The sequence below is a fragment of the Streptomyces sp. NPDC046727 genome (genome assembly GCF_040645635.1).
In the GTDB taxonomy this organism is placed as follows: Bacteria; Actinomycetota; Actinomycetes; order Streptomycetales; family Streptomycetaceae; genus Streptomyces.
In genome coordinates this window covers 13,695-26,060 of the sequence record NZ_JBEYYR010000042.1, presented here as the reverse complement: position 1 = coordinate 26,060, position 12,366 = coordinate 13,695, and the positions used below count along the sequence as shown (strand labels likewise).

10 protein-coding genes are annotated in these 12,366 nt (G+C 73.2%); 3 read left to right on the top strand and 7 right to left on the bottom strand.

The annotated features are described in order from the left end of the window. The first annotated feature begins 140 nt into the window (after positions 1-140). The 3 genes from ABZ937_RS35730 (at position 141) to ABZ937_RS35720 (ending at position 7,018) form a co-directional block, all read left to right on the top strand. Complete coding sequence (locus tag ABZ937_RS35730; RefSeq protein WP_361698234.1) at positions 141-5,138, top strand: ATP-dependent helicase; 4,998 nt, start codon at positions 141-143, stop codon at positions 5,136-5,138. Between the two features lie 185 nt (positions 5,139-5,323). Continuing rightward, positions 5,324-6,169, top strand: coding sequence for a DNA-formamidopyrimidine glycosylase family protein (locus ABZ937_RS35725; RefSeq protein ID WP_361698232.1), 846 nt, complete (start codon positions 5,324-5,326; stop codon positions 6,167-6,169). Positions 6,170-6,253: 84 nt separating this feature from the next. Then, entirely contained in the window at positions 6,254-7,018 is a 765-nt protein-coding gene (locus ABZ937_RS35720) for an SDR family NAD(P)-dependent oxidoreductase (RefSeq protein ID WP_361698230.1), read from the top strand. Here the strand turns inward: ABZ937_RS35720 and ABZ937_RS35715 are convergent. The 7 genes from ABZ937_RS35715 to ABZ937_RS35685 form a co-directional block, all read right to left on the bottom strand. Further along, positions 6,966-7,244 (bottom strand): hypothetical protein, encoded by a 279-nt coding sequence (locus ABZ937_RS35715; protein ID WP_361698228.1) that lies wholly within the window; start codon positions 7,242-7,244, stop codon positions 6,966-6,968. The genes ABZ937_RS35720 and ABZ937_RS35715 overlap by 53 nt on opposite strands. A gap of 124 nt (positions 7,245-7,368) precedes the next feature. Beyond that, complete coding sequence (locus tag ABZ937_RS35710) at positions 7,369-7,839, bottom strand: DNA starvation/stationary phase protection protein (RefSeq protein ID WP_361698226.1); 471 nt, start codon at positions 7,837-7,839, stop codon at positions 7,369-7,371. 194 nt (positions 7,840-8,033) lie between these two features. Then, positions 8,034-8,408, bottom strand: coding sequence for a helix-turn-helix transcriptional regulator (locus tag ABZ937_RS35705; RefSeq protein WP_053666341.1), 375 nt, complete (start codon positions 8,406-8,408; stop codon positions 8,034-8,036). Between the two features lie 109 nt (positions 8,409-8,517). Further along, positions 8,518-9,063, bottom strand: coding sequence for a CinA family protein (locus ABZ937_RS35700; RefSeq protein ID WP_361698224.1), 546 nt, complete (start codon positions 9,061-9,063; stop codon positions 8,518-8,520). After that, positions 9,060-9,839 (bottom strand): CDP-diacylglycerol--glycerol-3-phosphate 3-phosphatidyltransferase, encoded by a 780-nt coding sequence (gene pgsA / locus ABZ937_RS35695; RefSeq protein WP_361698222.1) that lies wholly within the window; start codon positions 9,837-9,839, stop codon positions 9,060-9,062. Before pgsA ends, ABZ937_RS35700 begins: the two co-directional genes overlap by 4 nt. Then, a complete protein-coding gene (gene rimO, locus ABZ937_RS35690; RefSeq protein WP_361698220.1) occupies positions 9,836-11,308 on the bottom strand; it encodes a 30S ribosomal protein S12 methylthiotransferase RimO in 1,473 nt (490 codons plus the stop codon). The genes pgsA and rimO overlap by 4 nt, the downstream gene beginning before the upstream one ends. Positions 11,309-11,399: 91 nt before the next feature. Further along, complete coding sequence (locus ABZ937_RS35685) at positions 11,400-12,242, bottom strand: RodZ domain-containing protein (protein ID WP_361698218.1); 843 nt, start codon at positions 12,240-12,242, stop codon at positions 11,400-11,402. Between the last annotated feature and the right edge of the window lie 124 nt (positions 12,243-12,366).

Sequence of the window (12,366 nt, the reverse complement as noted above, 5' to 3'; positions counted from 1 at the left end):
GTGCCCACCGCCCTGCTCCGCGCCGGCCAGCTCCCCCCAGCGCCCCCGCGGGTCGCGGGGCCACCCGGGGCGGTGGACCCGCGCCCGCCTCGTTTGCGCAGGTCAGGGCGATTGTCAGTGGGCGGGTGCACGATGGACGCATGGTCAGCTCCGCACACCGAGCCCTCGACGGCTTCTCCCCCGCGACCCGCGGCTGGTTCACGGGGGCCTTCTCCGCGCCCACCGCGGCCCAGTCGGGCGCGTGGCAGGCCATTCGCGAGGGCTCGGACGTGCTGGTGGTCGCCCCGACCGGCTCGGGCAAGACGCTGGCCGCGTTCCTCGCCGCCCTGGACCAGCTGGCCTCGGCCCCGCCCCCGGCCGACCCGAGGAAGCGCTGCCGGGTGCTGTACGTGTCCCCGCTGAAGGCCCTCGCGGTCGACGTCGAGCGCAATCTGCGCAGCCCGCTGACCGGTATCCGCCAGGAGTCCGTGCGCCTGGGGCTGCCCGAGCCCGAGGTCAGGGTCGGCATCCGCTCCGGCGACACCCCGGCCGCCGAGCGCCGCGCCCTGTCCACGCGCCCGCCGGACATCCTGATCACCACACCCGAGTCGCTGTTCCTGATGCTGACGTCGGCCACGCGCGACGCGCTCACGGGCGTGGAGACGGTGATCCTGGACGAGGTGCACGCGGTCGCCGGCACCAAGCGCGGCGCGCACCTCGCGCTCTCCCTGGAGCGGCTGGACGAGCTGCTGCCGAAGCCCGCCCGCCGGATCGGTCTGTCGGCGACCGTGCGCCCGGTGGACGAGGTGGCCCGGTATCTCTCCCCGCGCCGCAAGGTGGAGATCGTCCAGCCGGAGTCCGGCAAGGAGTTCGACCTCTCCGTGGTCGTCCCGGTCGAGGACATGGGCGAGCTGGGCGGCTCCCCGGCCACCGACGCCGCCGAGGGCGGGGAGCGGCCGTCGATCTGGCCGCATGTGGAGGAGCGGATCGCCGACCTGGTCCAGGCCCACCGGTCCACGATCGTCTTCGCCAACTCCCGCCGCCTGGCGGAGCGGCTGTGCAACCGGCTCAACGAGATCGCGTACGAGCGGGCGACCGGCGAGACCCTGGACGAGCACCACTCCCCCGCCCAGCTGATGGGCGGCTCCGGCGCTGCCCAGGGCGCGCCGCCGGTGATCGCCCGCGCGCACCACGGCTCGGTCTCCAAGGAACAGCGCGCCCTGGTGGAGGAAGACCTGAAGGCCGGCCGGCTGCCAGCGGTGGTGGCCACCTCCAGCCTCGAACTCGGCATCGACATGGGCGCCGTGGACCTCGTCGTGCAGGTCGAGTCGCCGCCCTCGGTCGCCTCGGGGCTCCAGCGGGTCGGCCGCGCGGGGCACCAGGTCGGCGCCGTCTCCACCGGTGTCGTCTTCCCGAAGTACCGCGGTGACCTCGTCCAGGCGGCCGTGGTCACCGAGCGGATGCGCTCGGGCTCGATCGAGTCCCTGAAGGTGCCCGCGAACCCGCTGGACGTGCTCGCGCAGCAGCTGGTCGCCATGACGGCGCTGGACACCTGGCAGTTCGACGATCTGCTGGCCATGGTCCGTCGCGCGGCCCCGTTCGCCTCGCTGCCCGAGTCGGCGTTCACGGCGGTCCTGGACATGCTCGCCGGCCGCTATCCGTCGGACGCGTTCGCGGAACTGCGCCCGCGCGTGGTGTGGGACCGCGTGACCGGCGAGATCACCGGCCGTCCGGGCGCCCAGCGTCTCGCCGTCACCTCCGGCGGCACGATCCCCGACCGTGGCCTGTTCGGTGTCTTCCTCGCCGGTTCCGACCCCAAGAAGGGCGGAGGTCGGGTCGGCGAGCTGGACGAGGAGATGGTCTACGAGTCCCGGGTGGGCGATGTCTTCACGCTGGGCACGAGTTCCTGGCGGATCGAGGACATCACGCGCGACCGTGTCCTGGTCTCGCCCGCACCGGGCGTGCCGGGCCGGCTGCCGTTCTGGAAGGGCGACCAGCTGGGCCGCCCGCTGGAACTGGGCCGCGCGGTGGGCGCGTTCCTGCGCGAGGTCGGCTCGCTGCCCAAGGACGACGCGCGACTGCGGCTGCTGGCGGCGGGCCTGGACACCTGGGCGGCGGACAACGTGCTGTCGTACCTGGACGAGCAGCGCGAGGCGTGCGGCCATGTCCCGGACGACCGCACGATCGTCGTGGAGCGGTTCCGGGACGAGCTGGGCGACTGGCGGGTCGTCGTCCACTCCCCCTTCGGCGCCCAGGTCCACGCCCCCTGGGCCCTCGCCCTCGGCGCCCGCCTGTCCGAGCGGTACGGCATGGACGCGCAGGTCATGCACGCCGACGACGGCATCGTGCTGCGGCTGCCCGACGCCGATCTGATGGGCCTGGACCTGCTCGACCAGGAGCCCATGAAGGCCGGCACCCCCCTCCACACGGCGGTCGACAGCGAGCAGGCCCCGGTCGGCGCGGCGGACGTCTCCTTCGACAAGGGGGAGGTCGACCAGATCGTCACCGACCAGGTCGGCGGCTCGGCGCTGTTCGCCTCCCGGTTCCGCGAGTGCGCCGCCCGCGCGCTGCTGCTGCCGCGCCGCAACCCCGGCAAGCGCACCCCGCTGTGGCAGCAGCGCCAGCGGGCGGCCCAGCTGCTCCAGGTGGCGAGCGAGTTCGGCTCGTTCCCGATCGTGCTGGAGGCGGTCCGCGAATGCCTCCAGGACGTCTTCGACGTCCCCGGGCTGGTCGAGCTGATGGGCGACATCGAGTCCCGCAAGGTGCGGCTGGTCGAGGTCACCACCCCGGAGCCGTCCCCGTTCGCCCGCTCCCTGCTCTTCGGGTACGTCGCCCAGTTCCTGTACGAGGGCGACTCCCCGCTGGCCGAGCGCCGAGCCGCCGCGCTGTCCCTGGACTCGCGGCTGCTGGCCGAGCTGCTGGGTCAGGCGGAGCTGCGCGAACTGCTCGACGCGGAGGTGCTGGCCGAGCTGGAGCGCGAGCTGCAGTGGCTCACCGAGGACCGCCGGGTCAAGGACATGGAGGGCGTTGCCGATGTGCTCCGCCTGCTCGGCCCGCTGACCGACGCCGAGCTGATCGCGCGGGGTGCGGACCCGCAGTGGGCGCCGGAGCTGGCCGCCGCCCGCCGGGCCATCCGGGTCCGCGTCGCGGGCGCGGACCACTGGGCGGCCGTCGAGGACGCGGGCCGGCTGCGCGACGCGCTCGGCACGGCGCTGCCGGTCGGTGTCCCCGAGGCGTTCACCGAGCCGGTGAAGGACCCACTGGGCGACCTCCTCGCGCGGTACGCGCGCACGCACGGCCCGTTCACCTCGGCCACCGCGGCGGCCCGGTTCGGCCTGGGCGTCGCGGTCACCGAGGGCGCCCTGCACCGCCTGGCCGCGGCCGGCCGAGTCGTCCAGGGCGAGTTCCACCCGGCGGGCATCGGCCAGGAGTGGTGCGACGCGGCCGTGCTGCGCCGCCTGCGCCGCCGCTCCCTGGCGGCTCTGCGGCACGAGCTGGAGCCCGTCCCGCCCGCCGCGCTCGCCCAGTTCCTGCCGCAGTGGCAGCACATCGGCAAGGGTCATGGGCTGCGCGGCATCGACGGCCTGGTGCGCGCCATCGAGCAGTTGCAGGGTGCCTCCGTGCCCGCCTCCGCGCTGGAGAAGCTGGTCCTGCCCTCCCGTGTGGCCACCTACACGCCGTCGATGCTCGACGAACTGACCGCCGCGGGCGAGGTGGTGTGGGCCGGCGCGGGCGTCCTGCCCGGCAAGGACGGCTGGGTCTCCCTCTATCTGGCGGACGCGGCCCCGCTGTTGCTCCCGGCACCGCACCCGCTGGAGCTGACCGCACTCCACCAGTCCGTCCTGGACGCCCTTTCCGGCGGCTACGGCCTGTTCTTCCGGCAGATCGCCGACCAGGTCCGCTTCACAACGCACCCCGACGTCACCGACCTTCAACTGGCCGACGCGCTCTGGGACCTGGCCTGGTCGGGCCGGCTCACCAACGACACCCTCGCGCCGATGCGGGCCCTCCTGGGCTCGGGTCGTACGGCGGGCTCGACCGCGCACCGCGCCAAGCGCGCCGTCCCGCGCGGGCGCTACGGCTCGCTGACGGCCGCCGCGCGCACCGCCTCCCGCACCGGCCCGCCGACCGTCGCCGGCCGTTGGTCGCTGCTGCCCACGGCCGAACCGGACGCCACCGTGCGCGCGCACGCGCTGGCCCGCACCCTCCTGGACCGGCACGGCGTGGTCACCCGGGGAGCGGTCGCCGCGGAAGGGGTCGAGGGCGGCTTCTCCGCGGTCTACCGAGTGCTGTCGGCGTTCGAGGAGAGCGGTCAGGCCCGGCGGGGCTACGTGGTCGAGGGGCTGGGCGCGGCCCAGTTCGCGATGGACGGCGCGGTGGACCGCCTCCGCGCGGTGGCGAACGCCCGCGAGCGGGCCGAGGGCCTGCCCGCCCCGGCCCCCCGGAACGGCTTCGCCGAGCAGGGCTTCCCGAACCCGTTCGACGGAGCAGGGACCGACGGCACCCCGCACGGCCACACACCTGCCGGCGCCTTCGACGGAGCCGACGGCGGTTTCGCCCACCCCGGCCTGGACGGCGACTTCACCTGGCCGCCGGAGCACCACACCACCACCGAGGGCGACCACGTCTCACCCCGCGACCTCGCCGACCCGTTCGCCTCCCCCGGCTACGGCGGACCCCGCGGCGGCAGCACCCCCTACAACCCGGGCGGACCCTACGGCGCGCCCCGCGGCTACGGCAACGGCCGAGCAGGCTCGCCCGCGCCCGACCCCCGTGCCGTGGTCCTGGCCGCGGCCGACCCGGCGAACGCCTACGGCTCCGCGCTCCCCTGGCCCGAGCCGCCGACCGGAGCCGGGCACAAGCCGGGCCGCAAGGCGGGATCGCTGGTCGTCCTGGTGGAGGGCGAGCTGACGCTGTACATGGAGCGCGGCGGCAAGACACTGCTGGCCTGGCCCGCCGCCCCGGACACCGCCGCGCCGGACGACCCCCGCCTCCGGACGGCCGCCGAGACACTGGCCGCGGCGGCCCGCGCGGGCTCCCTCGGCACGGTCACGGTCGAACGGATCAACGGCACCCAGGCCCTGACCTCCCCCATAGGCACCCTCCTGGAGGCCGCGGGCTTCGTGGCAACACCACGCGGCCTACGCCTGAGAGCGTGACCGGCGCGGACGGCCTCTTTGCCCCACCTCCGCCAGGATCAGGCACCCGGCCTCGCCCGCCCCGGGCCCGGCCACCGTCCGCACCCGCGCCCGCCTCAGCGAGACCGGCGCCGGGAACCACCACCCGGCCCCGCCCCACACAGGGCACCGCCCCGCCCCACCCACCCCCATGGCACCCTTGACCCATGCCCGAAGGTGACACCGTCTGGCAGGCCGCGCGGCGGCTGCATGAGGCTCTCGCGGGCAAGGCGCTGACCCGCAGCGACTTCCGGGTGCCGAAGTACGCGACGGTCGATCTGACCGGCCGCAGGGTGCTCAGCACCATCCCCCGCGGCAAGCACCTGCTCACCCGGTTCGAGGGCGGCCTGACCCTGCACACGCATCTGCGTATGGAGGGCGCGTGGAAGGTGTACGGCACGGGTGAGCGCTGGCGGGGCGGACCGGCCCACCAGATCCGGGCGATCCTCGGCACCGTCGACCGCACGGCCGTCGGCTACCGCCTGCAGGTCCTGGAGCTGTTGCGCACGACCGAGGAGGAGCGGGTCGTCGGCCACCTCGGCCCCGATCTGCTCGGGCCGGACTGGGATCCCGAGCAGGCTTTGGCCAACGTGCTCGCGGACCCGGCCCGTCAGCTCGGCGAGGCCCTGCTGGACCAGCGCAATCTGGCCGGCATCGGCAACGTCTACAAGAGCGAGCTGTGCTTCCTGCTCGGCGTGACCCCCTGGCTGCCGGCCGGCGCGCTCCCCGCGGACCGCGCCGAGCAGCTGCCCGGCCTGGCCAAGCGTCTCCTGGAGGCGAACCGCGACCGCCCGGTCCGGCAGACCACCGGCCTGCACCGGCACGACCTGTTCGTCTACGGCCGCGCGGCCCGCCCGTGTCTGCGCTGCCGGACCCCGGTCCGGGTGGCCGACCAGGGCGACGGTTCCCAGGAGCGCCCCACCTACTGGTGCCCCGCCTGTCAGACGGGCCCCGCTCCCGCCCCGGGCACAGCGCAACGCTGGCGGGAGAAATACCCCCGCCGCACGGGCTGACCGCCGACGCCCCGGGCAGGCGCCGAGCCATCGGCCCACGCCGACCAATTGACGGACCGTCAGATCCGCTCGTACCGTCCCAGCATGGCCCTCACCGCGTACGACCTCAGCGGACGCACCGCCTTCGTCACCGGAGCGGCCGGCGGCATCGGCCGGGCCTCCGCCGTGCTGCTCGCCGAGGCGGGCGCGACGGTGCACTGCGCCGACCGGGACGCGGACGGCCTGGACGGCACCGCAACGCTGATCAAGGAGCGCGGCGGCACGGCCCGCGTCCACGTCCTCGACGTCGCCGACCGGGCCCGGCTCGGCGAGGCAGTCCGGTCCTGCGAGCGGCTGGACGTACTGGCGGCGATCGCCGGGATCATGCACAGCAGCCCGGTCCTGGAGACCTCGGACGCGGATCTCGACCGGGTGCTGAACGTCAACTTCAAGGGCGTGCTGTACGCCTGCCAGGAGGCGGCCCGGCTGATGCTGGCCCGGGAGACCCGCGGCAGCATCGTCACCATGGCCTCCGGCGCGGTCGACACCGGCGGCGCCGGGCTGCTCTGCTACGGCGCGGCCAAGGCTGCCGTGGTGCAGCTGACCAAGACGCTGGCCACCGAGGTCGGCCCGCACGGCATCCGGGTCAACGCCATCGCGCCGGGCTGGATCCGCACCCCCATGACCGCCCGCCACGACCGCGAGGCACAGGCGCACACCGAGGCCGTGATGACCCGCATGACCCCGCTGGGCCGGGTCGGCGAACCGGACGACGTCGCGCACGCGGTGCTGTATCTGGCGTCGGACGCCTCGGGGTTCACGACGGGCCAGATACTTCGCCCGAACGGGGGTGTCGCGATGCCCTGGTGACGTCCCCGGCGCGCCACGCGGCCACCCAGCGCCCCGCCGACAGGGCCCCGGTGGCGTGCCCCTTGGGTACACAGTGCACGGGCAGCAGGCTCAGCCCCCAGCCGCCGGCCGCGACGGCGCCCTCCAGCACACCCGAGCCCTGCCCCGCGGCGAGCCGCAGCACAGCCCACCACCACACCGCCCCGAGCCCGAGAGCCACCCCCCGGCGCACTATCCGCCCCACCATGCCCGCCATCACCTCCAGCCGGACGCTAGACCGTCGCGCGCCCCGCGCGGGAGGCGCACCACGGGCTCACCGATGCAACGCCGGGCCACTCGTCACCGGATTCAGCGGTCGCCGGCCGCACTCGCTACGCGTTCTCGGCCTGGAACATCCAGTGATGCTTCTCCAGATCCGCGGTGATCCCGATGATGATGTCCTGGGACACCGGGTCCGGCTCCGCGGTCGCCTGCACCCGCTCACGCATCCGGGTGATCACCGCGCCCAGCGCGTCCGCCATCGCCCCGACGGCATCCGCGTCCTTGATCCACCCCGCCGGAACGGCCTTGATGCCGCTGCCGGCGGCGACCGTGGCGGCGCGCCCGTCGGGCGGTACGCCCAGCGCCGAGGCCCGCTCGGCCACGGTGTCCGAGTGGGTGCGGGCGGAGTCGACGACCTCGTCGAGCTGGAGGTGGATGGAGCGGAAGCGGGGGCCGACGATGTTCCAGTGGATCTGCTTGGCGATCAGGGAGAGGTCCACCAGGTCGACCAGGGCGCCCTGCAGCGCCTCGGACACGGCCTTCAGGTCCGCCTCAGCCAACGGGCTCTTCACGACGTACATCCGCTTCCTCCGGTGCTTCGGCGCCGTCACATCCCTCCCACCATGACCGCACCCCACAACACCGGCAAACGGGCGCAGGACGGGTGGGCGGCGTCGCCGGCAAGGAAGAAGCCCCGGCCCGCCTCCCCCAGGTCTCCCTGGAGAAGCCGGCCGGGGCTTCACCGTGTATCGGATCGTCAGGCCGCGCGCGGACCTCAGGCGGCGACCACGTCCACCGCCTCCGCAGGCGCCTTGATGGTCACCCGTTCCGGTGGCACACCGGTCACCGACACGGAACCCAGCATCGGTCGGACCGGCGTGGGCACAGGCTCGGTGGCCGCGGCGGACTGGGCCAGTTCGGCCAGCGCCAGCTCGTCGCTCACTTCTCGCATGAGTTCCGACATCCGTACGTCCAGCGCGTCGCAGATGGCGGCGAGCAGCTCGGAGGAAGCCTCCTTCTGCCCCCGCTCCACCTCGGAGAGATAGCCGAGTGAGACTCGGGCGGACGAGGAGACTTCGCGCAGAGTACGGCCCTGGCGTTGGCGCTGCCGACGCAGCACGTCACCCAGCAGGCGACGGAGCAGAATCATCGGTGGCTCCCTCCTCGGACCGCGTAGCCGCATCCTTCTCGCCCCACCGTACCGCCTTGCGCCGCGGCCGTGCGGGGAGCGATGTCGTGTTCACTCAGGGCTGCAAACATCAAAACCCCCCGTTCCGTTCCGTATCCTGTGCCCGCTCATTCCCAGTTTGTTCGCCCGCAAGCTGCTCCAGGAGCACTGCGAGTACGCTCCGTACACTCTCCATACGAATTTCCGCACGGCTGCCGTTCAACCGCAGAGCCTCGACTTTTCCGCCACCGGCGGAACCGGTCCGGGCGGTGAGGGGCCCGTCGACGGCCACGAAGACCGTCCCGACGGGCTGTCCGTCCTGCGGCTCGGGGCCGGCGACCCCGGTGGTCGCGATGCCCCAGTCGGCCCCCAGAGCCTTGCGGACTCCGGCCGCCATCTGGGCCGCGACCTGCGGGTCCACCGCTCCTCGCTGGGCCAGCAGGGTGGCGTCGACACCCAGCAGCTCGTGCTTCAGCGCGGTGGCGTAGGCGGTGACCGAGCCCCGGAACACCCGGGACGCCCCGGGCACCCCGGTGATCTCCGCCGCTACCAGGCCACCGGTCAGCGACTCGGCGACGGCGAGGGTCTCGCCCCTCACGGTCAGTAGTCGCACCAGCTCGGTGGCCTGGGAACTCACGCTTCCGTCTCCTCCAACGCCGCGGCGCGCTCGGCGATTCCCCGTCGGCGCAGCACAATGGCTTGTCTCACGTAGTCGAGGCCCGTCACGACCGTGAGGACGACCGCCACGGCCATCACCCAGAACCTCAGGGTGGCCAGCCACCCCGTCAGCGCCAGGACGTACATCCCGACGGCCACGCCCTGGGTGAGCGTCTTCAGCTTGCCCCCCCGGCTGGCGGGGATCACGCCGTAGCGAATGACCAGAAAACGCAGCAGGGTGATGCCGAGTTCCCGGCCGAGGATCACGGCCGTCACCCACCACGGCAGATCACCGAGGCCGGAGAGACAGATGAGCGCCGCCCCCATGATCGCCTTGTCGGCGATGGGGTCGGCGATCTTCCCGAAGTCGGTGACCAGGTTGTAGGTGCGCGCCAGATGCCCGTCGAACAGGTCGGTGATCATGGCGATGGCGAAGGCGGCCCAGGCCAGGGAGCGCCAGGCCGGGTCGTAGCCGCCGCCCGCCAGCATCAGTGCCACGAAGCCGGGCACCAGGAGCAGCCGGAGCATGGTCAGCAGATTGGCGACGTTCCAGACGCTGGCCTGGTTGACGGCCGCGGCCGCGATCTTCCCGCCGCGCGGGGACCGCCCACCGCCGTCCGGGCCGTCGGCCGGACCGGCCGGACCCGATGCAGAACCGGAGACCTCGGACCGGGCGCCGTCGGCAGCGGCGGCGGAACCCCGGGCGCGGTGCGCGCCGGAGGAACCGCCCGCGGCGGATGCCGGGACTCCGGTCATCTGCCCGCCTCCTCACTACACGCGAGCGAGCCGGCCAGCGGCTCGGCCACCAGGTCGACACCTTCCGTACCGACCACCTTCGCCTCGACCATACGTCCGACCCTCAGGCCCTCGCCGCTCGTGAGCAGGACCTGGCCGTCGGTCTCGGGCGCCTGGTGCGCGCCACGGCCGTGGACGCCCTCCTCCTCGTCCACGGACTCCACCAGGACCCGCACGGTCTCGCCGACGCGCTCCTCGGCGCGCTGCGAGACGAGTTCCTCGGCGAGCCGGGAGATGTGGGCCAGGCGCTCGGCGACGACGTCCTCGTCGAGCTTGTTGTCGTACGTCGCCGCTTCCGTGCCCTCCTCGTCCGAGTAGCCGAAGACGCCGATGGCGTCCAGCCGGGCGCCGTTCAGGAAGCGCTCCAGCTCGGCCAGGTCGGACTCGGTCTCGCCGGGGAAGCCGACGATGAAGTTGGAGCGGACGCCGGCCTCGGGGGCCTTGTTCCTGATGGTGTCGAGCAGCTCCAGGAACCGGTCGGTGTCACCGAAGCGGCGCATGGACCGCAGCACGTCGGGCGCGGAGTGCTGGAAGGACAGGTCGAAGTACGGGGCGACCTTGGGGGTCGAGGTCAGGACGTCGATGAGTCCGGGGCGCATCTCGGCCGGCTGCAGGTAGCTCACCCGCACCCGCTCGATGCCGTCGACCTCGGCCAGCTCCGGCAGCAGGGACTCCAGCAGGCGGATGTCGCCCAGGTCCTTGCCGTAGGAGGTGTTGTTCTCGGAGACCAGCATGATCTCCTTCACGCCCTGCTCGGCCAGCCAGCGGGTCTCGTTGAGGACGTCGCTGGGGCGGCGGGAGATGAAGGAGCCACGGAAGGACGGGATGGCGCAGAAGGAGCAGCGCCGGTCGCAGCCGGAGGCGAGCTTGACGGAGGCGACCGGGGCGCCGTCGAGGCGGCGGCGCAGGGGCGCGCGGGGGCCGGAGGCGGGCGCGACGCCCTGCGGGAGGTCGGCCGGGCCGTGCCCGGGGAGTGCCACCGCGGCGGCGGAGTCCTGTCGCTCGGCCGGGCTGATCGGCAGCAGCTTGCGCCGGTCGCGCGGGGTGTGGGAGGCGTGGATGCCACCGGACAGGATGGTCTGCAGACGGTCGGAGATGTCCGCGTAGTCGTCGAAGCCGAGCACGCCGTCGGCCTCGGGCAGCGCCTCGGCCAGCTCCTTGCCGTACCGCTCGGCCATGCAGCCCACCGCCACGACGGCCTGGGTTCTCCCGTGGTCCTTGAGGTCGTTCGCCTCCAGGAGGGCGTCGACGGAGTCCTTCTTGGCGGCTTCCACGAAGCCACAGGTGTTGACGACGGCGACGTCCGCGTCCGCGGCGTCCTCGACGAGCTGCCAGCCGTCCGCCTCCAAGCGGCCTGCGAGCTCCTCCGAGTCCACCTCGTTACGGGCGCAGCCGAGAGTGACAAGTGCGACGGTACGGCGTTCAGGCATGGGCTCAAGACTACTTTGTCTCACTGACAGCCCACGTCGACGGGGTTGGCCGATCTTGGCCAACCCCGTCACATCTGCCGTGCATGGCCGGTCAGCCGGCCACGGGGTCGCCCTTCGTGTAGGTGAGACGCTCGACCGCGCCGGGCCGGAAGTTGTTCTCGATCTTCTTGCCGTTGACGTACAGCTCGATCGCGCCCGCGTCGCCGAGGATCAGATTGACCTTGGAGCTGTCCTGGAAGGTCTTGGACTGGCCCTTCTTCAGCAGCCCGTCGAAGAGCATCCGGCCGTTGTGGTCCTTGGCGGAGATCCAGCTGCGTCCGTCGGCGGCGCTGACCTGGACGGTGACCTTGTCCTGGGGCGCGGCGGCGATGGCGCTGTCGGAGGGCCCGTCGCTCGGCTCGGCGGGCTTCTCCTTCTTCGGCGTGGGCGAGGCGGACTTGCCGGTGGTGGGCGCGGCGCCCTCGGCGACCTGCGACTTCGAGTCGCCGGAGTCGTCTCCGCCCTTGACCGCGGTGAACCCGACGAACCCGATCACGACGACGATCGCGGCGACCATCGCCGCGGTCCAGTTCGGGCCGCGCCGCTCGGGCCGGATCCGTTCCGCCTCGAACAGGGGTGCGGCGGGGGTGGGCGCGGGACGGCCGCCGTGCTCGGCGTCGAACTGAGCGATCAGCGGCTCGGGGTCGACACGCACGGCCCTGGCCAGCGTGCGGATGTGCCCCCGGGCGTACACGGCGCCGCCGCAGGGGGCGAAATCGTCCGCCTCGATGGCGTGCACGATGGCGATGCGGACACGAGTGGCAGTGCTGACATCGTCCACGGTGAGCCCGGCCGCGATCCGCGCCTGCTGCAGCGCGCGGCCCACGGAGGGTCGGGCTTCCTGGGACTCGTCTCGGAACGGACGCTCGTCTTCAGGGGAGTTGCCGATGGACACGGGGGCGCCTTTCGAGCGTGTAGCCACCTGTGCTGGAAGCTCAGTCTAGGGGGGGTACGAAAGGGTGGGGCAACCGGGCGGTAGGAGTTTGTACGCCATCGGAATGGCCGGACATCCCGAGGAC